We start from the raw sequence: 24,398 nt of genomic DNA, 5'->3' as shown, positions 1-24,398 counted from the left end.
CGGTCGCCTCCATCGAGGTCACGGCCATGGTGTTGCTGAATAACTCACCAACGAGGTCGATCATCGCGCCAGCTTAGGCCCAAGGTCGGGCCGGCACGCCGAGCGACTTCGGAGACCCGCTATGCGGAAACGGAGGACGATCTTCGACGCACGGAAGAGCCGCGGCCGGCGCGGCCTCATCCTTGACCATTCAGTCAAAGCGCTTGGGGATCGCTTTCTAATTCCCACACGAGAAACATACATAGGATATACAAGAAAAGAGATTGGCCATTTCGCACTCATGTCTGTCGAGGGCTGGTCGAGACAAAGGGATCGAATGCTCGATTGGGACGATCTCCGCTATTTCCTCGCTGTTGCGCGTCTTGGCAGCCTGTCGGCGGCTGCAAGACAGCTTCATGTCGCCCAGTCCACGGTCGGACGCCGGCTGACGTCCTTAGAAGAGAGCCTAGGGGTTCGCCTCCTCAACCGAACGCCCGACGGATATGTGCAGACCTTGGCAGGCCATGATGTCCGACAGCAGGCGGAGCGCGTCGAAGTCGAGGCGGTTGCGCTGGAGAGAAGTGTCGGTGGTCTCGATACGCGACTCTCGGGTCTGGTTCGTGTCACTTGCGCCGAGACGATCGCCAGCAATCTGGTGGCCCCTTGTTTCGGGACGCTCCACATGCAACATCCCGACATCATAATCGAACTGATCCCGAACCCGCGGGAACTCAGCCTGTCGATGCGCGAGGCAGATATTTCGGTGCGGCTTCGGCAGCCCGACCAGCATGACCTCGTGGTCCGCCGCATTGGGACCGTCGCTTACGCGCTTTACGCCAGCGCCGACTACCTGGAACGTCACGGCGAGTTAGACTACGACGGCGGGTGTCCCGGCCATCACCTCATCACCCAATTGGACGGTATCCAGGACGCAACGCAAACGGAATGGCTGGCGGCCCTTGCACCGAGGGCGCGAATTTCGATGCAGACCAGCAGCCATGCCGCGGCCCTGGCGGCTGCCCTGCACGGCGGCGGATTGGCAAGCCTCATACGCTTCCGCGCCGATCGCGAGGGAGGGCTCGTCAGGGTTCAGGTGCCACCGCTCCCTACCGCCATTCCGAGTTCGGGTATTTTCCTCGTCGTCCATAAGGACAATCGCCGGACACCCCGCATCAGGGTGGCGCTGGATCACATCACTCGGTGGGTTCGTGCGCTCGACGACCAACTTGACCCCCCTTCCTCGCACCGAAGCGTTGGGGGGATCGTTGTCGATCGATCACCCACGGCCTGAGCGGCTGGCCGTTTCGCCGGCCGCTAACTCGATGATCTCTTCTGTGATCTCGTTCTGTCTGACGATTCGCTGAGCCGCCTGCAGCGCGGCGAGTTGCCGGTCGATTTGACTGTGGGCCGCCGACATGGCTTGCAGACGCGCCTCGTTTTCCGCCGCGAAGGCATGAAGCGACGCCGTGCAAAGCTCAGCGTGTATGTAAGCAGCCGTCAGTTCCCGAAGCAGCACCGCGGGACCGAGATTGACGATCGGACAAGCCGTCACGACGGCGGGCGCAACGATCGCGACGTCGATGGGGAACAGGCGGCGATGCTCGATTGTGGCGCCATGACCCGGCGTCCAGCGCGAAAAGACCGCATCAAGCTGATCGATCGTGCCGTTGGCGATGTCGGCGTAAAGCGCCTCTGCGACGCGGTCGGCTAATCTCGGGATCCCGTCTGAATGAGCTGGCATTGGGCTCGACCAAGTCGGCGATACTCCTCTTCCCCGTGCGACCGTCCCGCCGCGCGTTCCCAAAAGGTAAATCCGGGGCTTCGCGCTCTCTTTAGCAAGCCCCTCGGCCGCGGCGTCGAGTATGCGTTCGCTGAACGCGCCCGCGAACCCCTGCTCGGCACAGAAGAGAACGAGCGCCGGGCCCCTTGGACGACGGGCGCCGTCGGGACGGATGATCGGCAATAGCGCGAGCGCCTGCCGGATCGCGGCGGCGATCGTCTCCGTATAGCGTTCGACCGAGCCGAGTTGACCGCGTGCCCGCTGGGCCCGTGCCGCCGCGATGCCGCGCATCGCGTTGACGACGGCGCCGAGTTGGCGAATGCCCTCGATGCGAGCGCCGACCTCCGCGAGGCGTTCGGTCATGACTGCGCCACCGCCTTTGCAGATTGGGCCGGCAGCCAACGCGAGACATAGCGTTCGAGAACGATCCGGAGAGCGTCGCGGTTAACCTCGTTCAGTTCCCCCTCCTGTTCGATCTGCTTGACGGCGGGTCCGGCGCCTTCGTCGAGCGCCTTCCGCAGTCCCTTTCGGACATCGACCAGTGCCGATAGAGGAATGGCATCCAGCAATCCAAACTGGACCGCGAGCACCAGCCCGACCTCGTCGACCAACCGAAGAGGCGAGTGCTGAGGCTGTTCGAGGATCGCCCTGATGCGTTCGCCTCGCGTCAGCCTGTCGCGCACGCGCGTATCCGGCATGCCGCCGAACCGGGTGAACGTCTCGAGTTCAAGAAACTGTGCATAGTCGAGCCGCAAGGTCCTCGCCGCGTCGCGCAGCGCGTGAGCCTGGGTCTTGCCGCCGACACGGCTCACGCTAGTACCGACATCGACGGCCGGCTTTTGCCCTTGTCGAAAAAGCTTGGCGTCGAGCACGATCTGACCGTCCGTGATCGAGATGAGATTGGTGGGTATGTAGGCGCTGAGATTGCCGGCATCGGTCTCGGCAATCGGTAGCGCGGTCAGCGAGCCCCCGCCTTTTTGTTTCGACAGTTTCGCGGCTCGTTCGAGCAGCCGCGCGTGAACATAGAAAACGTCGCCGGGATAGGCCTCGCGACCAGGCGATTGACGAGTCAGCAGCGCGATCTCGCGATGGGTCGCGGCGTGCTTGCTCATATCGTCGATCACGATCAAGGCATGTTGACCGCGATCGCGGAAATACTCGGCCATCGTCATGGCGGCGAATGGCGCAATCCACTGCAGTCCGGGTGAACTCGCGGCCTCCGCCACCACGATGACCGAGCGGTCGGCGTTGCCACCGGCCTGAATGGCATCGATGGCCCGACGAATGCTCGAACTCTTCTGGCCGATTGCGACATAGACGCACAAGATATCGCTCGTCTTCTGATTGATGATCGTGTCGATAGCGATAGTGGTCTTCCCGATGGCGCGATCTCCGATGATGAGTTCTCGTTGGCCTCGCCCAAGCGCGAAAAGCCCATCGATGACGATCAAGCCCGTTTGAACCGGCTCTGTGACTAGGTCCCGGTCGATGATAGCGGGCGCCGAACGCTCGATCGGCTCCCGGCTCTCGGCGGCGATCGGCCCCTTGCCGTCGAGCGGGCGGCCGAGCGGATCGACCACCCGCCCGAGAAGCGCGGGGCCGACCGGCACACGGACGACATCGCCCGTGCCGTGCACCTCGTCGCCGGCCTCCACGCCATCAACATCGTCAAGGAGGACGCAGCCGATCCGGTTCGGCTCCAGAACCTGCGCGAAGCCGAACTGTCCCTTGCCGAAGCGGAGCAGTTCGTCCAACCGTGCGAGTGGGAGACCCGAGACAAGCGCTATGCCGTCGCCGACCTCCTCCACCCGGCCGATCTGTTCGGCGAGTGGACCAAGCAGTGTGCTGCCGAGCTTGGACCGAGCGGCTTCCAACCACGCATCCGCCTGCGTCTCAACGTTCTGCATCATGGCGTCAAGCTCATCGCGACCTGCGCGAGGTCGGCGCGCCAGCTGTTGCTCAAGACAAGGGTAGGCCCGCGAAGCTCGAGGCCGACAATCAGCGTGGCGTCTGTTTGAAAGACGATGTCTGGATGCGAGCCGAAGGACTGCCCGATCAGCCGACGGTAGCGCTCCTGATCGTCCGCCGCGATCGGCGCCGCGCTGATCGCCACAAGGGACGAACCATCCCGTGCCGCTTCGCGGCGCTCGTTCTCAGGCATCGCCGCGATGGCCTTGAGGAGCCACTCGAGAAAGGTGGCTTGTATGGCTGCACCGTCAAGGCGGCTAGCGAGATGCTGCGCGATGTCGACCGCAAGCGTGCTGGCTCTCTGCGACAGGGCGGTGGCTGCGGCCGACCGGTCTTTTTCGATCGAGGCTCGCGCAGCCACGTCGAGGGCCGCGGCGGCCTTAGCGGCATCGGCAAGGAGTGCGGCGAGTTCCTGTTCGGCCGAGAGATGGGCCGCCGTCTTGATGTCGTCGCTCTCCTTCACGAATCCGGCACGCGTCGACGCTATGTCGGCCAGCGCTCCCGTGACGTTCTTCTGCTTGGTCTCGGCGTCGTCGAGGATGCCTTGCGTGGTCCTGCGGCGCTGCTCGATCAGGCTGGACACGGGCTTCCAAAAGAACCGCTGCAAAAGCCAGATCAGCACAGCCACGTTGACGGTCTGGAAGGTCAGCGTCCACCAATCGATCGTCATGGCGTCACTTCAGCAACGGGTTGGCGAAGAGCAGCAGCAGAGCGATCACAAGACAGTAGATCGCCATTGTCTCAATCATCGCCAAACCGACGAACAGGGTGCGCGAGATCGTGTTGGCGGCCTCGGGCTGGCGAGCGATCGCGTCCATGGCGGCCGCCACAGCTCGACCTTCGGCAAGCGCGGGCCCGATCGCGCCGAACGAGACCGCCAGGGCGGCCGAAACGATGCTGGCGAAGGCAAGCCAGTTCATGGGGTCGTCCTAACTGTTGAGAGGCTGGTTGCGGGTTGGGGTTTTCGGTCTTGGATCGCACCGGCGATGAACACCATCGCGAGGATCGCGAAAATGTACGCCTGCACCGCGCCGGTCAGGAGATCCAAAGCCATCAACGGGATGGGCACCAGGATGCCGGCCAGCGATGTGACGATGCCGATCACGAACACGCCGCTCATCACGTTCCCGAACAGGCGGATCAGCAGCGAGAAGGTCCGGGTGAGGCTCTCGACGAAATTGAGCGGGATCATGATCGGATTCGGCCATGCGAAAGTCGCCAGATAGCCGCTGAGGCCGCCGGCCCGGATGCCGAACCAGATCACGGCCACGAAAACCAGCAACGCAAGCGCCGCATCTGTTTCCAGTTTGGCTGTCGGTGGCTGAAGCCCCGGAACGAGAGACGACCAATTGCAAATGAAAATAAAGGCGAACAAGGTGCCGACGAAAGCTCGGTAAGGGCCTGGCTCCACTTGCATCGTGTTTTGGATCTGGCCGTCGAGCGTGTCCACGAGGAGTTCGAAAAAGGTCTGCATCGGCGAAGCAACGAGCATCATCCGACGCGTCAGCAGGAGACTGCCAAGGGTCAGTATCAGCATGATGACCCAGGTTGTGATCACGGCTGCGGTAATTGGCACCGGACCGAGGTGGAACAGGGCAATCGAGGCTAACGGCGATGTCATACGGTGTTCCGTGCGATCCGGCGGGTTACGAGCGAACGGGCCAGCACCACTCCGAGCGCCGTCGCAAGAAGCGGAGCAGCGCCCTCAAAACTGATGACCGTAAGGACTCCACCAAGGAGCGAAATGCGGGCCAGCAGGACGACGATCGCGGACCAGGCCCGCCCGCCTATGGCAAACAGACGCGTGTTCCACCACAGGCCCCCGAAGTGAAGGCCACCGAGGATGACGCCGACCACGGCATGCACGGCAAGGCAGAGGGCCAGCGCCCAACTCGGAGACGCCATACCGCTCACGCGCTCTTGGTCCACAACCATGCGGACCAACAACCGAGCGCCGCGCCGAGCAGCAAGAGCGGCGCCGTGAACTGAAGGCCGGACTCGAAGGTCCGATCGAGCCAGCGTCCGACGAAGACGCCGATCAGCATGGGGACCACGACGATCCAACCGAGGACGCCGATCTGGGCAAGGCGGCGAGAGACCGACGGTTCGCCCGCGCGGATCCAAGCGTCGTGACGCTCCCGTCTCAGACGGACGCTGCCCAAGAGGTCGTCGTTCTCAAGCGGGTCGGGGATCGGCGCCGTCATCCCAGGGGTCCAGATGCGACTTGTCCGCCTGCTTGGAGATGCCGCATGATCTGCCGGATGGCGCGAAGCTGAAGGCGGGTGCTGTCGACGCGCTCACTTCGTTCGGTCTCCATCTCGGATCGGAAGCGGGTCACAACCGTGCCTTCAAGCGTTTCGATATCGTTGCCCACGACGGCCTCACGCGTCGCTATCGCGATGGTGCGGTCGCCCATGACGGTCAAGACCCCGCGCCTTACGGCGCAACAGCGCGTCGACTGGTCGGATCTCGTCCAACGCACGACCGAGACGCTGAGGCTGGTGAGGAACGCCGCATGCCCTGGCAGGATGCCAAACGCTCCACTCTCATCCTCGCCACGGAAGCTCAGGATTTGATCCTCATCCACGACGATCTCGAGAGGCGTATCGATGCGTAATCTCATGAGGGTTTCGCCGCTGCCGGCTTACCAACCGCTTGTGCGGCAGCCTCCTTGGCACGCGCCTCATCAAGGTTGCCGACCATATAGAGAGAAGTTTCCGCCCACCCGTCGGTCTCGCCGTCGAGAATGGCGCGGCATCCCGCGACCGTTTCGGCGCGGGGCACGCTTCGGCCGGGCGTCCCCGTAAACGCCTCCGTGACCGCGAAAGGCTGACTGAGGAAGCGTTGCAACCGGCGCGCCCGCGTGACGATCTCGCGGTCGCTCGCGTTCAGTTCCTCGACGCCTAGCAATGCGATGATGTCTTGCAGATCCTTGAAGCGCGCGAGGGCTTCGCGGGCGCGCTCCGCGACGTCATAATGGTCAACGCCCAAAAAAGCGGGGTCGAGCAACGCCGACGTCGAGGCGAGCGGATCGATGGCGGGGTAGAAGCCTTCGGCCGCCAGATCGCGCGACAGAACGATCATGCTGTCCATATGGCTCGAGATCGCTGTCACAGCCGGGTCAGTGAAATCATCGGCGGGAACGTAGACCGCCTGGATCGCCGTCACCGATGCACCTGCCACAGAGGCGATACGCTCCTGCAGGGCCGCCACCTCGGTCGCCAAGGTCGGCTGGTAACCGACGCGGGAAGGCAACCGGCCGAGTAGGCTCGACAATTCCGCGCCGGCCTGGACGAAGCGGAAGACGTTATCCATGAGCAGCAGCACGTTCTGATGTTTCTGGTCGCGGAAAAATTCGGCGATGGTGAGCGCCGTAAGCGGCACCCGCCACCGCGCGCCTGGCGGTTCGTTCATCTGCCCATAAACCAGGACCGTGCGAGCTAACACGCCCGAACCCTGCATGTCGGTCAGGAGTTCGTGGCCTTCGCGCGACCGCTCGCCCACCCCAGCAAAGACCGAGATGCCTTGGTACTTTTCCACCATGGCGTGGATCAGTTCCATGACCAGCACCGTCTTGCCTACGCCGGCGCCGCCGAACATCGCGGCCTTGCCGCCCTGCACCAACGGCGCAAGCAGGTCGATGACCTTGATACCGGTCTCGAAGACCGATGTCGTCGACGTCTCGCCCTTCAGTGACGGCGGCACATTGTGAATGCTGCGCCTTGGGGTGTCTGCCGGCAGGGCTGGGCCGCGATCCTTGAGCATCCCAACAACATCAAGCAGCCGACCGAGAACCGCATCTCCCACAGGAACCGACAGTGGTGCCCCACTCGTCCGGACGGACGTGCTCCTGGCGAGCCCGGCTGTCGCCTGAAGGGCGATGCAGCGCACGGTGACCGGGTCCACGTGGCTATGAACTTCCAGAACCAGCGGGTCGGGACGATCCCATTGCACGATCAAAGCCGTGTTGATGGCCGGGAGAGCACCTCCGGTGAAGCTAACGTCCACCACGGCTCCACGCACCGACATCACCGAACCTACTGGTAGAATGTCGTTCATTGTGGATCCAGCCGTTAAGGCGATGGCGTGACGGGCTTGAGCTCACCAAGACGGAGCCTCGCTGCCTCGATGGCTGCCCAATGAACGCAGCCTAGGCCGTTGCCGATCTTCCCGTGAGTCACAAAGGCGGTGAGCCGGAATGCGAAAATGCAGAGCGGCCGCGGTCGCCTCTCATGGCATGTGGATCGCGAGCACAGGGCATCAACCAACCGGCAAAAGGCCCGCAGTCTCCAGAGGAGCTAGTTTCGATGAAATGGCCGCTCTACTTCCGCCTGAGTGGTGCAGCAAGCCATCTGGACTTTAATCCTGGCGACACATCATCACCGAGGTCTGTCAAAGCTTGCAGCGCGGCCACTCCGGACATGACCGCGGAAAGAAGCGCGCTTCATATCGCCTTGTGTCCCCAATGTGCATACGAAGTCGGAGCTGTCCCGCAAATGAAGGCTCTGCGACGCGTCGGCACCGATCGAAACAGCTTCGCATGTGACGCGTGCGGAGCATCCTTGAGCAATACTCATAATATAAGCTTGAGCTGAAGACCTTCTATATCTTTGAGACGGCCTATCCTTACAAAGTTAAAATCTAATAGTGCATATTCGCATAGCCACTAAGCAGATCTAATTCTCGCTAGCTTGACTATCACGAATTATCATCAATTATTCGCATTATATAAATTTTAGAGATTAATAATATTGTCATATATTTTAGAATTATCTGCTTTACCGTAGGAAAATGAATAATAAAATCTATGCCCAATAATCCATTGAACTCCCAGCGAGGATGATCATGAGCGATACACAGTTGAGGAACTCTGTTCAGGCAGAGTTGAGTTGGGAACCTAGCATCGTGGCGGCCCACATCGGCGTAGCCGCGAACGAGGGCGTCGTGACATTGAGTGGTCATGTGGCGACCTATGCAGAAAAGCATGCAGCCGAGATGGCGGCTGGGCGCGTTAAAGGCGTCAAGGCCGTCGCCGAGGAGCTCGAGGTGCGACTCCCCTTCGACACCCAACGGACGGACGAAGAAATCGCTACCTCGGCAATCGACAGGCTATCTTGGGACGTGGCTGTTCCCAGCGACAGCGTCAAAGTGCGGGTCGAGAAGGGGTGGGTCACTCTTACCGGTCAAGTCGAGTGGTTTTATCAAAAGGAAGCCGCCAAGCAGGATCTCCGCCGTCTCTTTGGCGTAGTCGGTGTATCGGACCAGATCACGATCAAGCCGCGTGTCGATGTCGGCAACATCTCCGACGACATTACACACGCGCTCCATCGGTCCTGGTTCTTCGATCGGAACAATGTCGCCGTCACGGCGACGGGCGGTAACGTGATGCTGACCGGCACCGTCGCGAGCTTCGAAGACAAGCAGGTCGCGGCCCGCACCGCCTGGGGCGCAGCGGGCGTCACAAGCGTTGTCAACGACATCGCTGTCGTCTGATCGGGACCTCGCCGGGCATTCAGCGCCCTCAGCGATCGCGGTGCAAAACCGCAGAGCGGCTCACCGACGTTCCTTTGCGCCGCCGCGGCGGACATCTTTGGAGTTTCGCTCGATCAAAAGAGCGAAACCTCCTCGGATCGTGTCGGCGGAAACGGTCAGATTCCGGCGAGCCTTTGCGCGAATGCCGACCGACGACATGGCACCTAGGACATCCTGTACGATGGAGATGGGTATGCAGAGCGACACAGAGTTGCGCGATGCGGTGCAAGCCGCACTTGCGTGGGATCCGAGCATCACGGGAAGCCACATCGGGGTCACGGCGCGGAACGGGGTCGTGACGCTGATGGGCCATGTCGGCACGATCGCCGAAAAACGGGCCGCCGAACTTGCAACGCGTCGCGTCCGGGGCGTCCGGGCGATCGCCGAGAACATCGAGGTTCGTCTCGCCGCCAACATGGAGCGTAGTGACGAACACATTGCAGCATGCCTGATCGATCGGCTCTTTTACGATTACGCCTTCCCGAAAGGTGCGATCAAGGCTGAGGTCGCGAACGGGTGGGTCACCCTGACGGGGCAGGTCGAGTGGTTCAACCAAAAACAATCGGCCGAAGATGATATCGGCCGGATGATCGGCGTGACCGGCGTGACCAACGCCATCACGATAAAGCCCCTCGTCGAGTCCGACCACATCGCCGATGACATTACCCGCGCGCTGCACCGGTCATGGTTCTTCGATCCCAGCACGGTCCACGTCAGCGCCAAGGCCGGCGAGGTCAAACTCACAGGCACGGTCGACTCGCTTGAGAGCCGAATGTCGGCCGCAAGCGTCGCCTGGGCCGCACCGGGTGTCACGAACGTCGAGAACGACATCACCGTGGTCTGACGCGGCAGCGCTCGCGTCGTCACCCAAAACGCTCAACGCCAATCACCGCCGTCGATAACGACGAGCCTCTTCGGCAATTCAGCCAACGACGCTAGACCGACAAAGGACATGACGATGGCACAAAACGAAAGCATGGTAGCGGTGTATCTGACGCATGAGGCGGCAGAAGAAGCGATCCGAAAGATCGCGGACGCCGGTCTTTCGATGAGCCACTTCAGCATCGTCGGAAAAGGGTATCACACGGACGAGCAGGTCATCGGCTTCTATAGCGCCGGCGACCGTATCAGTTTCTGGGGCAGCCGCGCCGCTTACTGGGGAGGTCTGTGGGGACTCTTGTTCGGCGGCATCATGTTCACGGTCCCGGTGATCGGTCCCGTCGTCGTCCTGGGTCATTTGGCGACGGCTGTCTTCGCCGCCTTGAGCGGCGCGGTCGAGGGCGCCATCCTCAGCGGCGGAGTGGGAGCGCTCGGCGCCGCCCTCTTCAGCATCGGCATTCCCCATCATTCCGTCCTTCAGTACGAACAGCACCTCAAAGCTGACGCCTATCTCGTCGTGGCGCACGGGCCCGCGGCAGAGGTCGCGCAGGCAAAAACGCTGCTTCAATTGATCGGCCCGACACAGATCGATGTGCATACCGCGCCGCAATCCACGGCCGACATCGCTGCCTGACGTCCGCGCCGAGGACTCGGTTCGACGGTCTTACAAGGAAACCAACATGGTTACGTCCAGCCAGACCCTCGCCGACCCGATGCCGCCCTGGCCCGACGCCGCCCGGGGTTCGCCGAAGGCCTATCTCGTGGGGGGCGGCATCGCATCCATGGCGGCGGCTGCCTTCCTGATCCGGGATGGCGACATGCTGGGGCAGGACATCACCATTCTGGAAGAGACTAACAAGGTCGGCGGGAGCCTCGACGGCGCGGGCTCGCCAAAAGTCGGGTACGTCCTGCGCGGCGGCCGCATGATCGAGCGCAAATACGTGTGTACCTTCGACTTATTCTCTTCCATCCCGACTTTGGATGGCAGCAGATCCGTCACCGACGAGATCTACGCTTGGAACGAGACGATGAAGACCGCGTCTAGATCGCGTCTCGTGCGCAATGGGCAAAGACAAACGGCGCCCGATTTCGGCCTCAGCGAGCGACACATCCTGACGATCGAGCGCCTTGCTGTCGAACCGGAAGGCCTGCTCGGCAAAACGACGATTGCGGATCAGTTCGACTCAGCGTTCTTCCGCACGAATTTTTGGTTCATGTGGTGCACCACCTTCGCGTTCCAGCCCTGGCATAGCGCCGTCGAATTCAAGCGATATCTGGTCAGGTTCGCCCACATGGTCTCGGGGTTTGACCGGCTCGAAGGCATCATGCGAACCGTCTACAATCAGTTCGACTCGTTGGTGCGGCCGTTGCAGCAGTGGCTCGACGAGCGCGGCGTGGTTTTTGCGCTCGACACGCGCGTAACCCATCTCGGCTTTCGCGACGAGAATGGCGGCACGACTGTCACGCGAATCGCCACAGTTCGGGGTGGCCGCGGCGACGAGGTGATGGTCGAGCCCGACGACCTCGTCCTGGTCACGCTCGGATCGATGACAGAAGGGTCACGCTTCGGGTCGATGCGCCAGGCCCCAGCCCTCGACGGCGAGGCTGACGCCCGCTCCACCGGCGTCGGGTCATGGGACCTCTGGAAGGCGATCGCGAAAGACAGGCCTGCATTCGGGAACCCATCGGCCTTCGCGAATCATGTGGGTCAGTCGAAGTGGCTGTCCTTCACCACGACCCTCTACGATTCCGCTCTGCTCAAGGTCGTGCGCGACCTCACGGGCAACGTGCCCGGAGAAGGCGGCCTCATCACATTTCCCGACTCGCCTTGGCTGATGTCTATCGTCATCCCGCATCAGCCGCATTTTATCGGACAGCCGGCCGACGTGGCCGTTTTGTGGGGCTACGGCCTGAAGGTCGACGAATTCGGGGATTTTGTCCGAAAACCGATGTCGGCCTGCACCGGCCTCGAGATCATGACGGAACTGCTCGGCCATCTGCACGTGACCGAAGAGACCCCGCACATCCTCGAGACGTGTCTATGCATTCCCTGCATGATGCCGTTCATCACCAGCCAGTTCCTGCCGCGGCAATCAGGTGATCGACCCGAGGTGATCCCAGCCGGGTCCAAAAATCTCGCCTTTATCGGCCAGTTCTGCGAATTGCCCGAGGACGTGGTGTTCACGGTCGAATATTCGGTGCGTTCGGCCCAGACTGCCGTCTACAGGATGCTCGGCCTCGAACGCGAGCCGCCGCCCGTCTACAAAGGTTGCTTCGACCCGCGCGTGCTTTTCAAGGCGTTCCTGGCGCTTCACGATATCCACGCCTGAGCGAGCTTCGACGCGGACCCTTCGTCTGCACACCCGCACAATTCGAGACGGTCGGCCAAGCCTCTTTCGATCCAACCTTTTTTCACCAACCACGACGTCTCACGGATGGATACGATGACCATACAGACAGCCATCATTCACCCGCCCGGTGAGCCGCTCGCCCCGGCCGAACTGCAAACCATGAATGCATGGTGGCGGGCAGCCAACTACCTTTCGGTCGGCCAGATCTACCTCCTAGACAACCCGATGTTGCGGGTGCCCTTGACGATGGCGCACGTCAAGCCGCGCCTACTCGGCCATTTCGGCACGACGCCAGGATTGAATTTCATCTACCTCCACCTGAACCGGGTGATCAAAGCCAAGCAGCTCAGCGTGCTGTTTGTGGCCGGCCCGGGCCATGGCGCCCCGGGCGTCGTCGCCAGCACCTATCTTGAAGGGACCTATAGCGAACTCTATCCCGAGATCGCGCGAAACGAGAACGGCATGCGTCGGCTGTTCCGCCAGTTCTCCTTCCCAGGTGGCATCCCGAGCCACGCCGCACCGCAGACGCCCGGGTCGATCCACGAAGGAGGCGAACTCGGCTACTCGCTGTCGCACGCTTATGGCGCGGTGCTCGACAATCCTGGCCTGATCGCCGCCTGCGTGGTCGGGGACGGCGAAGCCGAGACGGGTCCACTCGCGGCCTCATGGCACTCCAACACCTTTATTAATCCAGCGACCGATGGCGCCGTTCTACCGATCCTCCATCTCAACGGTTTCAAGATCGCCAATCCGACCGTGCTGGCGCGCATCTCGCACGCGGATCTTGAAAGCCTGCTGCTCGGCTTCGGCCATGAGCCAATCTTCGTCGAGGGGGACGATCCCGCGCTGATGCATCAAGCCATGGCGGCCGCCATGGATACCGCGACGGCGGCGATCCGCGCCATTCAGGATGCAGCCCGCTCCGGTCCCTTGCCCTCCACGGGGAGACAACGCTGGCCAATGATCGTGCTTCGCAGTCCAAAGGGATGGACAGGGCCGAAGTCCGTCGACGGGCTAAAGACCGAAGGATCGTGGCGCGCCCACCAAGTGCCAATCGCCGATATGACGAGACCCGGCCATCTCCAGGCGCTTGAAGCCTGGATGCGGAGCTACAAGGCAGAGGAACTGTTCGACGAGACTGGGACTCTGCTGCCAGAGATCGCGGCCCTCGCGCCGATCGGTGCTCTCCGCATGAGCGCCAACCCTCATGCCAACGGGGGTACGCTGATGCGGCCCCTGGGGCTCCCGGATGTCGTGTCGCACGCTGTTCCGGTCACTCATCCCGGCGGTACGGACGGCGAAGCCACAGCCGTTATGGGCGGTTTCTTGCGCGACGTCATGCGGCTCAACGCCGAGACGCGGAACTTTCGCATCGTCGGTCCCGACGAAACCGCATCCAATCGCCTGCAGGCCTTGTTCCAGGTCACGGGCCGGGACTGGAATTCGGCGAAGATCGCCGATGACGATGAGCAACTCAGCCCCGAGGGGCGGGTCATGGAAATCCTTAGCGAGCACACCTGCCAGGGGTGGCTCGAGGGCTACCTTCTGACCGGCCGCCATGGGCTGTTCTCCTGCTATGAAGCCTTCATCCACATCGTCGACTCGATGGTCAATCAGCATGCCAAATGGCTCAAGACCAGCAGGGAAGTCGAATGGCGGCAGCCCATCGCCTCGCTCAATTATCTTCTCACCAGCCACGTGTGGCGGCAGGATCACAATGGGTCGAGCCATCAGGACCCAGGGTTCATGGATCTCGTCGCCAATAAGAAGGCCGATACGGTCCGCATTTATCTGCCGCCGGATGCCAACACGCTGCTGTGGGTGACCGATCATTGTCTACGGTCCTGGGACCGTATCAATGTCATCGTGGCCGGCAAGCAATCCGAGCCGCAATGGCTCGACATGGAAACAGCGGCCAAGCATTGCGACCGTGGGCTCGGCATCTGGACATTCGCCAGCAACGACGAAGGCGGTGAGCCGGACGTTGTCATGGCCTGTGCCGGCGACGTTCCGACACTCGAATGTCTCGCCGCGGTCGACCTCATGCGCCGTCACATGCCTGACCTTAAAGTGAGGTTCGTCAACGTCGTCGATCTCATGACGCTGCAGCCAAAGAGCGATCATCCCCACGGCCTGGACGACGCCGACTTTGATGCGCTGTTCACCCTCGACCGGCCGGTCATCTTCGCTTTCCATGGATATCCGGCCCTAATCCACCGCCTCGTCTACAATCGTGCGAACCACCGCAATTTTCACGTTCACGGGTTTCAGGACGAAGGGACGACCACGACGCCCTTCGACATGGTCGTGCTCAATCGGCTCGATCGCTTCCACCTCGTGTTAGACGTGATCGATCGGGTACCGCGCCTCGGTCCGATGGCCGCCTATGCGACCCAGGCAATCCGCGACAAGCTCGTCGAACATCGCGGTTACATCGACCAGCACGGCATCGATATGCCGGAGATCCTAAACTGGCGTTGGCCAGCACTCGCCAGAACAGTGGTCTGATCTCATGCATCTCGATCCACTCATCCTGTCGCGTCTTCAATTCGTGTGGGTCATCGCCTGGCATATCCTGCTGCCTGCCTTTACGGTCGGAGTGGCGTCCTACATTGCGGTGCTCGAGGGCCTTCATTTCTGGACCGGAAAGGAGATTTACCTTCGCGTTTCAAGCTTCTGGATCAGAATTTTTTCGGTCTCGTTCGGTATGGGGGTCGTCTCCGGCATCATCATGCCGTTCCAATTCGGCACCAATTGGAGCCGGTTCTCGGACGCAACCGCCAACGTCATCGCTCCGTTGCTAGCCTACGAGGGACTGACCGCCTTCTTTCTCGAGGCGGCTTTCCTTGGCGTGCTGTTGTTCGGACGCAAGCTGGTCCCTGCTTGGGCGCACTTTGTCGCCGCCCTGATGGTAGCGTTCGGCACGTTGTTCTCCTCGTTCTGGATTCTGGCAGTCAACAGTTGGATGCAGACGCCGGCCGGCTTTGAGGTGGTCGACGGACGCTTTTTCCCGGCCGACTGGTGGCAGGTCATCTTCAACCCCTCCTTTCCGTATCGGCTCGCCCATACGGTGGTCGGCTTCTACGTGACCACCGGCTTCGTGGTGCTCGGCGTGGCGGCGTGGCTGATCCGGCAGGGCAAGTTCGGCCCCGAAGGGCGGCTGATGCTGTCGACCACCCTGTGGCTCCTGCTGTTCCTCGTGCCTCTGCAGATCGTGCTCGGCGACCTGCATGGCTCCAACACGCTCCGGTACCAACCCGCCAAGCTGGCCGCGATCGAGGGGAGATACGACACGACGAGCCCCGTTCCGCTGACGCTGTTCGGCATTCCCGACGACAAAGCGGCCGTTATGCACAACGAGATCGCCATACCCTGGCTCGGCAGCCTCGTGCTCACCCACAGCCTCGACGGCGAGATCAAGGGTCTGAAGGAATGGCCCGCTGATCAGCGTCCCCCAGTCGGGCCTCCGTTCTTCGCTTTCCGGATAATGGTCGGCTGCGGCCTGATGATGCTGGCCCTGGTGCTTTGGGGAACCGTGCTGCGTCGCCGCGAGCGATACGTTCAAAGCGTCGCCTTCCTCTGTTGCTGCCAGGCCGCATCGATGCTTGGCTTCGTCGCTGTGCTTGCAGGCTGGACCACCACGGAGGTCGGACGGCAACCGTGGACCATTTACGGCCTGATGCGGACCGCCGATTCGGTGACGCCGTCGCTCACCGGCTGGAATGTGCTTCTCACACTGATCGGCTACGTGCTGGTCTACCTCGTCATCTTCCCTGGAGGCGGGCTCGTTATGGCGCGGATCATCCGTAAGGGTCCTATCGGGCTTGACAATGCCGCGATCGAAAGCGGCCGCCCGGCGCAGCCGGTGGAAGCGCTTCCCGGAACCCTGATCGAGGCAACGACGTCATGAGCTATGTGCAGAGCTTCGTTCCTATCTGGACCGCGATCCTGGCGATCGGCGTGTTCCTCTATGTCCTGCTCGACGGCTTCGACCTCGGCGTCGGCATTCTCTACGGCTTCGCGCAAGACACGCGCGCCCGCAATCTTGTCATGAACAGCATCGCGCCGGTCTGGGACGGCAACGAGACGTGGCTCATTCTCGGCGGTGTCGCGCTGATGGCGGCTTTCCCGCTCGCTTTCGTGATCATCATCCCGGCGGTCTACTTTCCCGTCGCGATCATGCTGCTGGCTCTCGTGTTTCGCGGTGTCGCTTTCGAGTTCCGCTTCCGTGACGCGGCCCACAGGACATTCTGGGACCACGGCTTCTTCTATGGTTCGATCATCGCAACCTTTGCACAAGGCATTGTTCTCGGAGCGTTCATCCAAGGGTTCAAGGTGGACGGACGCCAATTCGTCGGCACCAGCCTGGATTGCTTCACGCCGTTCAGCCTTCTGACAGGGGTCGCGCTGGTGTTCGGTTACGCCCTTCTTGGATCTGGTTGGCTCATCCTGAAGCTCGAAAGTGGCCTTCAAGCCGAGGCAAGACGGCACGGTCGATGGGCCCTCGCCGGTGTGCTCGCCTGCACCGGCGCCGTCAGCGTCTGGACCCCTATGGCACAGGCGCAGATCGCCGAGCGCTGGTTCTCGTGGCCGAACGTGGCGTTGCTCCTGCCGATCCCGGTCATCACGCTCGCTCTGGCGTGGCTTGTATGGCGATCCCTCAATCGCAGCACGTCGAGTTTCGGCCCGTTTCTCGGGACCGTCGGGCTTTTTCTGATGTCGTATCTCGGGATCGCCATCAGCCTCTGGCCCATGATCGTTCCCTATCGCTACACGCTCTGGGAAGCGGCCTCCTCGCCCAAAGCTCAAGCCTTCCTGCTGGTGGGAACTCTCCTGCTGCTCCCCATCATCCTGCTCTACACGAGTTGGTCCTACTGGGTGTTCCGCGGAAAGGTCCGAGCGGACCTCGGCTACCATTGAGCCGCGGGCCTTGACGTCGATGGCGACCCTCTCACAACCGGGCAGCTTGCGCTGGTCGACCCGACGGGACGGCACTGCCATCGCGATCGCGGCCGGATCGTGGACGATCACGCATGTCGTCGCCCTCGCTCCCTTGATCGACAAAGCAGCCGCCGCGCTTAGATCCTCATCGGTCGTCGTCGACCTCGGCGGCGTCGGCACGATCGATACGTTCGGGGCCTGCCTGCTCAACCGGCTGATCGCCGGCCCACGACCAACCGGGCTGTCGGTGTCGGTCAAAGCCATCCCGGATCGGTATAGAGCGCTCCTCGATATGGTCACCCAAGCTGACGGGCGCCAAGCGGTTCCGCCGCTTAGGTCGCAACAGCTGGCCTGGATCGAGGCCCTCGGTCGCGGGGTCGTCGGCGTCTGGGATGGTTTGCTCGTGTTCTTCGCCATGCTGGGCGCAGTGGCGGCCGCACTCGGGCGGGTGGTCCTGCATCCGCGCCGATTTCGTTTGACGTCGACGGTTCAGCAGCTCGATCGAGTGGGTTTCCAGGCCATTCCGATTATCGTCCTGATCACGCTGTTGATCGGCGCCATCATCGCCCAGCAGGGGATCTTTAATTTCCGCAAGTTCGGGGCGGAAAGTTATGTGGTCGATCTTGTCGGTATCCTGGTGCTGCGCGAGCTCGGCGTTCTCGTCGTCGCAATCATGGTGGCGGGCCGCTCCGGCAGTTCCTACACGGCCGAGCTCGGCTCGATGACGATGCGCGAGGAGATCGACGCCCTCCGCACCATGGGGCTCGATCCGGTCGAGGTTCTGATCTTGCCACGGATCGTCGCGCTCGTCCTTGCCCTGCCGATCCTCGCCTTCGTCGGCGCGATGGCGGCTCTGACGGGCGGTGGACTGGTGACCTGGTTCTATGGCGGCACGAGCCCCATCGTCTTCTTGGCCCAATTGCGCGACGCCGTCTCGGTTACGCATCTCGAGGTGGGGCTGCTCAAGGCCCCTTTCATGGCGCTAGTGATCGGGGTCGTCGCCTGCGCCGAGGGGCTGCGAGTCAAGGGGAGCGCGGAGTCGCTCGGACTGCGGACAACTGCATCGGTGGTCGAGTCGATCTTCCTTGTGATCGTTCTCGATGGCGTGTTCGCCATGATCTTCGCAGCGATCGGGATGTGAGCCATGGAACATGCCCCGTCCATCGCGATCAGCCTGCAAAACCTCGTCGTCGGCTTCGGCCCGCATCTCGTCATCGACAAGCTCGACCTCGACGTGCGTCGAGGCGAGATCCTGGGCTTGGTTGGCGCCTCTGGAGGCGGCAAATCCGTGCTTCTGCGCACCGTCCTCGGTCTCCTGCCAAAACGTTCCGGCACGATCAAGATCCTTGGCCGTGACGTCGATAAGCTCGATACAGAAGCGATGCATGCGGTCGAGCGCCACTGGGGCGTACTGTTTCAGCAAGGCGCCTTGTTTTCGGCCTTGTCGGTCAGGCAAAACGTCGAGTTCCCGATGAGGGAGTATCTCGCTTTGCCTGCCGCTCTTCGGAGCGAGATCGCGGTCACCAAGCTGCGAATGGTCGGCTTGGCACCGGACGACATGGACAAGTTCCCGGCCGAACTGTCCGGCGGCATGATCAAACGGGTTGCGCTGGCCCGATCGCTCGCGCTCGAGCCGGACATCGTTTTCTTGGATGAGCCGACATCGGGGCTGGACCCGATCGCGGCCGGTGAGTTCGACCTCCTGATCAAGACGCTTCAGCGCACGCTCGGCGTCACGGTCGTCATGGCGACTCACGACCTCGACAGTTTGGCGGCGGTTTGTGACCGGATCGCCGCGCTAGCGGAGGGTCGGATCGTTGCGCTCGGGGCGATGAGTGCCATGCTGGCCAGCCAGGACCCATGGGTCAAAGCCTATTTCGCCGGCCCGCGCGCCCGTCGCGCCATTGCGGAACCCGCCCCCGAACGTCAAGGCAACCCCGATGGAAACTAACGCCCGCTATCTCACCATCGGCGGCTTCGTGGCTGCGGTCATTGTGGCATGCATCGGGTTCGTGTTCTGGCTCAACCGAGCCGGCGTTCTCAGCCAGTCCGAGACGGTGCAGGTCCGCTTCGGCAATCAGATTTCAGGCCTGCAGCCGGGCGCGGCCGTGCTGTTTGACGGGATGCGGATCGGGTCCGTATCGGCGCTTGAGGTCGACCCGCACGATCCTCGGCACGTGGTGGCGACCCTTGCCCTGGCGGCCGGGACGCCGGTGCGACAGGATACCAAAGCCGGTATCGCGAGCCAGGGTCTGATGGGCACGGGTGCCGTATCGCTGACCGGCGGCGACCCCTCCGCCTTGCCGTTGGAGCCACAAGGCGGGCACATGCCGATGCTGATCGCCGATACGGCGGCCGGGCGCAGCCTGACGCAGTCCGCACAAGAGACCCTCAGCCGTGTCGATGCTATTCTGGGCGACAACTCCGAGGCCCTCAAGGCGACATTGGATAACCTAAAGGTCTTCTCGGGTGCTCTCGCCAAGAATGCAGGACGCCTCGACGCCGTGATGACGGGCCTCGCACAAATGGCGGGTGCCGGTCCGGCGAAGATTCCGCCGCCGATCTACGACCTAGCCGTGCCGCAGCTACCCGGTCCATCCGCCATACCGGCCGGGCAGATCGTGATCGGCACCCCGACGGCTGTCGTCGCGTTACAGACTCAGCGGCTGTTGACCCGATCGCCGGACGGCCAACTCACGCCCATCGGGACCATGCAGTGGAGCGATGCGCTTCCAAGTCTGCTGCAACAGAAGATAGCGGAAAGCTTAGATGACGCTAAGATCGTGACGACGCTGGTTGCGCCCACGGAGTTCGGCAAGGAGGATCGGCAGTTGCAACTCGATCTTCGGCGCTTTGATATTTCGACCGATCCGGACCGCATGGCCGACGTAACCTTCTCGGCCAAGCTGCTGTCAGCGTCTGGCCACGTTCTCGCGATGCGGCTCTTTGAGGGTCGAGAACCCAGCAGCGCTTCGGACGACCTCGCCTCCGTTAAGGCCCTCAACGTCGCGTTTCGAGCTGCCGTCGGAGATCTCAGCACCTGGGTCGCCTTGCAGCCCGATCAGAATGCGAAAGCTTCCTCGGATCCGTGATCCGTACAGCGCCGTGACTCGGCTTGTAACCGAGCGTAAATCGCGTCTGCGCGGTGGCGTGCGTTTATGCATAGCGAGTCCTCGGACTCGCTCGACCCAAAAAGGCTCGGCCGGGGATAATATGATCGCAACGGGGATCATGCGTCGGGTCCTGAATCGACCGACCGACTTCGCGACGTGTTCCAAGTGTCGCCTCGATCACCACAAGGAAACGACATCATGATGTTCCGCCCGCTTCACGACCGCGTCGTTGTCCGTCGCCTTGATGGCGAGGAGAAGACCAAAGGCGGCATCATCATTCCGGATAACGCCAAGGAGAAGCCGCAGGAGGGCGAGATCATCGCGGTTGGCCCCGGCGGTCGCGACGAAAGCGGTAAGTTGATGCCCCTCGACGTCAAGGCGGGCGACAAGGTGCTGTTCGGCAAGTGGTCGGGCACGGAGGTCAAGATCGACGGCAAAGAACTTCTCATCATGAAGGAAAGCGACATCATGGGCGTCGTCGGCTGACCGCCGGTTCCCTTCCCCTTTTTCGGTGAACCTACAAGATTCAGGAGTATCTTATGTCAGCCAAAACCGTCCGTTTCTCCGCCGATGCTCGCGATCGCATGTTACGCGGCATCGAAATACTCAACAATGCGGTCAAGGTGACGCTTGGCCCCAAGGGTCGCAACGTCATCATTGACAAGTCTTATGGGGCACCCCGCATCACCAAGGATGGTGTTACAGTCGCCAAGGAAATCGAGCTAGAAGACAAGTTCGAGAACATGGGCGCCCAAATGGTGCGCGAGGTGGCCTCGAAGACGAACGACATCGCCGGCGACGGCACCACGACCGCCACGATCCTAGCCCAGGCCATGATCCAGGAAGGGGTCAAATACGTCTCGGCCGGCATGAACCCCATGGACATCAAGCGCGGCATCGACATGGCCGTCACGGCAGCCCTCGAGGACATCAAAGCACGCTCGAAGAAGATCAACTCGTCGGACGAAGTCGCGCAGGTCGGCACGATCTCGGCCAATGGCGACACGGAAATCGGCCAGATGATAGCCAAGGCAATGCAGAAAGTCGGCAACGAGGGCGTCATTACGGTCGAGGAAGCCAAGACGGCCGACACCGAACTCGATGTCGTGGAGGGCATGCAGTTCGACCGTGGCTATCTCTCGCCCTACTTCATCACCAATGCCGAGAAGATGGTTGCCGAGCTCGAGGATCCCTACATCCTCATCCACGAGAAGAAGCTCTCGTCGCTCCAGGCCATGCTGCCGGTGCTTGAGGCCGTCGTGCAAACCGGTAAGCCACTGCTCATTATCGCCGAGGACATTGAGGGTGAGGCTCTCGCGACGCTCGTGGTCAACAAGCTGCGAGGTGGCCTTAAGATCGCAGCCGTCAAGGCGCCTGGGTTCGGCGATCGCCGCAAGGCTATGCTTGAGGATCTCGCGATTCTCACCAAGGGGCAGATGATCTCCGAGGAGCTGGGCATCAAGCTTGAATCGGTGACCGTCGACATGCTGGGCCGAGCCAAACGCGTCCGCATAGATAAGGAGACGACAACGCTGATCGACGGCGCCGGGTCCAAGGAGGAAATCACAGGCCGCATCGCGCAGATCAAGGCGCAAATTGAAGAGACAACCTCCGACTACGACAAAGAGAAGCTGCAGGAGCGTCTGGCCAAGTTGGCCGGTGGCGTCGCGGTCATCCGCGTTGGCGGCTCGACTGAAGTCGAAGTCAAGGAGAAGAAGGACCGCGTCGACGACGCCCTCAACGCCACCCGCGCGGCCGTTGAAGAAGGCATCGTTTCCGGCGGTGGCACCGCGTTGCTGCAGGCGAAGCGCGTGGTCGGCAAGCTCAAGAGCGACATCCCGGACGTCCAAGCCGGTATTAAGATCGTGCTGAAGGCGCTGGAAGCCCCGATCCGCCAGATCGTCGACAATGCTGGCTTGGAAGGCTCGATCGTGGTCGGAAAGATTGGCGCAAGCGATTCGCTGACCTACGGCTTCGATGCCCAGACCGAGACATATGTCGACATGATCGAGGCCGGCATCGTCGACCCCACGAAAGTCGTTCGGACCGCACTTCAGAACGCGGCCTCGGTAGCGGGCCTGCTGATCATGACGGAAAGCATGATCGCTGATGCGCCCAAGCCCAACAGCGCATCCGCGATGCCTATGGGTGGTGGTGGTGGCGGCATGGGTGGCATGGATTACTAACGCTGCTTCGCCTGCGAGAGACGAAGCCAACTAATTACGTCTCAGGTCCGAACCTCGGAGCCACGCCGTCGTCAACCGTTGGATCGAGAGTGCAACCTTGTGACAGGGAGGCCGGAGTTGTGCGATCGGCCTTTATGCACCGCTTCCTGCCGCTAAGCAGTCAACGCGGACGGATGCGCCATCACTCGATCCATCACCATGGAGCATCGTCCTTGGGGTTTGGACGCCAATCCATGTACCCCAATCCTGCACGACCCCCTTCAAGGAGCCATGCTTTACCGATGCCTTTCGGTCCTTGTTTCCCGGCGGTCCCCATCCCGCCTGGTTAGCGGTGGAGGCTCGGGGCCCATGAGGGCGAGGCGTCATAGCGATATGGCGCGACAAGGTCGTCAACACATAGTCCGCGGATGCCACGGCTTTATGCGAGCATAGCCGAGCACGCGATGCCGCCGCCTCCTTGCGCGCGCGTGCCGCCGTCACTTCGATGAATATGGTCTTGTCGGGATAGGCGGCGATCGCGGCGAGAGTCTCCTCGACAAGGCCGCACGGGTCCAACCTCCCGGACCGGAGCTCGGCGCCAAGTGCGGCGGCGGTCCGGCTAGGATCAAAGCGCGGGGTGGGCAAGGAACCTCACAAGGATTTGCCCTTCGGCGATCCGCTTCTGCTTGCGATGCCGCGCTGCTTCAGCCTCCACACGAGCATGTCAAAGCGATCTTGGCCAAAGAAGGGTTCATTCTCGAAGATAATGGTGGGCACTCCCCAATGTCCGGCCGCCTTCAACGCCTGATCGTTCTCCGCCAACTGCGCCTCGAACCGTTCATGGTGAGCGTCCACTGCGGATTGAGCTGCCCATAGTCGCGCCAGCCATAGTTGAGCGGGTCCCTTGCTCAAAGAGCAAGACGGCCTCCTCAAACGTTCACCAAGGTTCGATCCCTCAATAAAAGAGGGATCACTGCTCCTTTGTGCTCAATCAACGGCGGCCAGCTGCCCGGCTGCGCAACCCGGACCAGCTTCGCCGGACACACCAGCCCTCGCACTCAGGCCGTCGATCAACTAACATAAACCCTGGACCGCTCGGTGGGGGCCGGCCAGTCGGCGGCACAGGGACCGGCAAGACCCATCTTGCCCTCGCGATCGCCCGGGCCTGCATCCGCAACGGCGCACGCGGTCGCTTCTTCAACGTCGTCGACCTCGTAAACCGGCTCGAAGCCGAGACGCGGGCCGGACGGCAAGGTCGCATGGCCGACTACTTGTTCCGCATGGACTTCATCGTGCTCGACGAACTCGGCCACCTGCCCTTTGCCCAGTCCGGCGGACAGTTGCTGTTCCCCATGATCAGCCGGCTCTACGAGCAGACCTCCGTTATCGTGACGACCAACCTGGCCTTCGGCGAATGGCCAACGTGTTCGGCGACGCCAAGATGACCACCGCGCTCCTCGACCGGCTCACCCATCACTGTGAGATCGTCGAAACCGGTAACGAGAGCTGGCGCTTTAAGAACCGAGCCTGATCCACCCCGCACCCGCCCGGCTGCGCAACCCGGACCAGCTCCGTAGGGCGGGTGCTACCGCCTCAGCACGTCTCAAGGGGGTCAGTTTTGGACGCCGATCTGGAGTGGGCCCCTGACAATGGACAGGTTGGCGATCGTCGATTGACCGGAGGTCGGGCT

Annotated in this window: 23 protein-coding genes and 1 pseudogene; 14 read left to right on the top strand and 10 right to left on the bottom strand. The window is 62.1% G+C overall.

Going from position 1 to position 24,398, the window contains the following annotated elements; all coding sequences use genetic code 11:
- The first annotated feature begins 316 nt into the window (after positions 1-316).
- A complete protein-coding gene (locus EY713_RS10370; protein WP_165491093.1) occupies positions 317-1,270 on the top strand; it encodes a LysR family transcriptional regulator in 954 nt (317 codons plus the stop codon).
- On the opposite strand, the gene EY713_RS10365 is transcribed toward EY713_RS10370, so the two are convergent.
- From EY713_RS10365 to atpD, 9 genes are read right to left on the bottom strand one after another with little or no spacing between them, the layout of a single operon-like run.
- Positions 1,256-2,122, bottom strand: coding sequence for a F0F1 ATP synthase subunit gamma (locus EY713_RS10365; RefSeq protein WP_131114713.1), 867 nt, complete (start codon positions 2,120-2,122; stop codon positions 1,256-1,258). The genes EY713_RS10370 and EY713_RS10365 overlap by 15 nt on opposite strands.
- Positions 2,119-3,669 carry a F0F1 ATP synthase subunit alpha gene (locus EY713_RS10360; protein WP_131114712.1) on the bottom strand — a complete coding sequence of 517 codons (1,551 nt, stop codon included), beginning with the start codon at positions 3,667-3,669 and terminating at the stop codon, positions 2,119-2,121. Before EY713_RS10360 ends, EY713_RS10365 begins: the two co-directional genes overlap by 4 nt.
- Positions 3,666-4,397: a F0F1 ATP synthase subunit B family protein gene (locus tag EY713_RS10355; RefSeq protein ID WP_131114711.1), complete on the bottom strand. Its 732-nt coding sequence runs from the start codon at positions 4,395-4,397 to the stop codon at positions 3,666-3,668. Before EY713_RS10355 ends, EY713_RS10360 begins: the two co-directional genes overlap by 4 nt.
- 4 nt (positions 4,398-4,401) lie before the next feature.
- Positions 4,402-4,647 (bottom strand): F0F1 ATP synthase subunit C, encoded by a 246-nt coding sequence (locus EY713_RS10350; protein WP_131114710.1) that lies wholly within the window; start codon positions 4,645-4,647, stop codon positions 4,402-4,404.
- Positions 4,644-5,348: a F0F1 ATP synthase subunit A gene (locus tag EY713_RS10345; protein ID WP_131114709.1), complete on the bottom strand. Its 705-nt coding sequence runs from the start codon at positions 5,346-5,348 to the stop codon at positions 4,644-4,646. Before EY713_RS10345 ends, EY713_RS10350 begins: the two co-directional genes overlap by 4 nt.
- Positions 5,345-5,632 carry an ATP synthase subunit I gene (locus tag EY713_RS10340; RefSeq protein WP_131119536.1) on the bottom strand — a complete coding sequence of 96 codons (288 nt, stop codon included), beginning with the start codon at positions 5,630-5,632 and terminating at the stop codon, positions 5,345-5,347. The genes EY713_RS10345 and EY713_RS10340 overlap by 4 nt, the downstream gene beginning before the upstream one ends.
- A 5-nt stretch (positions 5,633-5,637) precedes the next feature.
- Positions 5,638-5,931, bottom strand: a complete 294-nt coding sequence (locus EY713_RS10335; protein WP_131114708.1) for an AtpZ/AtpI family protein — start codon at positions 5,929-5,931, stop codon at positions 5,638-5,640.
- Entirely contained in the window at positions 5,928-6,350 is a 423-nt protein-coding gene (locus EY713_RS10330; protein ID WP_131114707.1) for a F0F1 ATP synthase subunit epsilon, read from the bottom strand. The genes EY713_RS10335 and EY713_RS10330 overlap by 4 nt, the downstream gene beginning before the upstream one ends.
- Positions 6,347-7,786, bottom strand: coding sequence for a F0F1 ATP synthase subunit beta (atpD, locus tag EY713_RS10325; RefSeq protein WP_131114706.1), 1,440 nt, complete (start codon positions 7,784-7,786; stop codon positions 6,347-6,349). The genes EY713_RS10330 and atpD overlap by 4 nt, the downstream gene beginning before the upstream one ends.
- A gap of 786 nt (positions 7,787-8,572) precedes the next feature.
- On the opposite strand from atpD, the gene EY713_RS10320 reads away from it, so the two are divergent.
- The 12 genes from EY713_RS10320 (at position 8,573) to groL (ending at position 22,729) form a co-directional block, all read left to right on the top strand.
- Entirely contained in the window at positions 8,573-9,220 is a 648-nt protein-coding gene (locus EY713_RS10320; protein WP_207388236.1) for a BON domain-containing protein, read from the top strand.
- 232 nt (positions 9,221-9,452) lie between these two features.
- The gene (locus EY713_RS10315) at positions 9,453-10,103 is read left to right on the top strand and encodes a BON domain-containing protein (protein ID WP_131114704.1); all 651 of its coding nucleotides are present in this window, start codon (positions 9,453-9,455) and stop codon (positions 10,101-10,103) included.
- A 114-nt stretch (positions 10,104-10,217) separates the two neighbouring features.
- Positions 10,218-10,772, top strand: a complete 555-nt coding sequence (locus EY713_RS10310) for a DUF1269 domain-containing protein (RefSeq protein ID WP_131114703.1) — start codon at positions 10,218-10,220, stop codon at positions 10,770-10,772.
- Positions 10,773-10,818: 46 nt separating this feature from the next.
- On the top strand, positions 10,819-12,468 hold the full coding sequence (locus tag EY713_RS10305; RefSeq protein ID WP_342635991.1) for an oleate hydratase: 1,650 nt from the start codon (positions 10,819-10,821) through the stop codon (positions 12,466-12,468).
- Positions 12,469-12,582: 114 nt separating this feature from the next.
- Complete coding sequence (locus tag EY713_RS10300; RefSeq protein ID WP_210215329.1) at positions 12,583-14,997, top strand: phosphoketolase family protein; 2,415 nt, start codon at positions 12,583-12,585, stop codon at positions 14,995-14,997.
- Positions 14,998-15,001: 4 nt separating this feature from the next.
- Positions 15,002-16,399, top strand: a complete 1,398-nt coding sequence (locus EY713_RS10295) for a cytochrome ubiquinol oxidase subunit I (RefSeq protein WP_131114701.1) — start codon at positions 15,002-15,004, stop codon at positions 16,397-16,399.
- The gene (gene cydB / locus EY713_RS10290; RefSeq protein ID WP_131114700.1) at positions 16,396-17,409 is read left to right on the top strand and encodes a cytochrome d ubiquinol oxidase subunit II; all 1,014 of its coding nucleotides are present in this window, start codon (positions 16,396-16,398) and stop codon (positions 17,407-17,409) included. The genes EY713_RS10295 and cydB overlap by 4 nt, the downstream gene beginning before the upstream one ends.
- A gap of 10 nt (positions 17,410-17,419) precedes the next feature.
- On the top strand, positions 17,420-18,571 hold the full coding sequence (locus EY713_RS10285) for an ABC transporter permease (RefSeq protein ID WP_425374355.1): 1,152 nt from the start codon (positions 17,420-17,422) through the stop codon (positions 18,569-18,571).
- A gap of 3 nt (positions 18,572-18,574) precedes the next feature.
- Complete coding sequence (locus EY713_RS10280) at positions 18,575-19,381, top strand: ABC transporter ATP-binding protein (protein WP_131114698.1); 807 nt, start codon at positions 18,575-18,577, stop codon at positions 19,379-19,381.
- The gene (locus EY713_RS10275) at positions 19,371-20,522 is read left to right on the top strand and encodes an ABC-type transport auxiliary lipoprotein family protein (RefSeq protein ID WP_131114697.1); all 1,152 of its coding nucleotides are present in this window, start codon (positions 19,371-19,373) and stop codon (positions 20,520-20,522) included. The genes EY713_RS10280 and EY713_RS10275 overlap by 11 nt, the downstream gene beginning before the upstream one ends.
- 219 nt (positions 20,523-20,741) lie before the next feature.
- Positions 20,742-21,029, top strand: a complete 288-nt coding sequence (gene groES, locus EY713_RS10270; RefSeq protein WP_131113685.1) for a co-chaperone GroES — start codon at positions 20,742-20,744, stop codon at positions 21,027-21,029.
- A gap of 53 nt (positions 21,030-21,082) precedes the next feature.
- Positions 21,083-22,729, top strand: a complete 1,647-nt coding sequence (gene groL, locus EY713_RS10265) for a chaperonin GroEL (RefSeq protein ID WP_131114696.1) — start codon at positions 21,083-21,085, stop codon at positions 22,727-22,729.
- Between the two features lie 630 nt (positions 22,730-23,359).
- Here groL and EY713_RS10260 read toward each other — a convergent pair.
- Entirely contained in the window at positions 23,360-23,620 is a 261-nt protein-coding gene (locus tag EY713_RS10260) for a thioredoxin domain-containing protein (RefSeq protein ID WP_131114695.1), read from the bottom strand.
- A gap of 200 nt (positions 23,621-23,820) precedes the next feature.
- On the opposite strand from EY713_RS10260, the pseudogene EY713_RS10255 reads away from it, so the two are divergent.
- Positions 23,821-24,239 (top strand): annotated as a pseudogene (locus EY713_RS10255) (ATP-binding protein); the annotation flags it as partial.
- Positions 24,240-24,398 lie beyond the last annotated feature (159 nt).

Source organism: Lichenihabitans psoromatis, from assembly GCF_004323635.1.
Taxonomy (GTDB): Bacteria; Pseudomonadota; Alphaproteobacteria; order Rhizobiales; family Beijerinckiaceae; genus Lichenihabitans; species Lichenihabitans psoromatis.
Note: the sequence above shows the minus strand (reverse complement) of the source record. Positions and strands in the feature narration are given on the sequence as shown.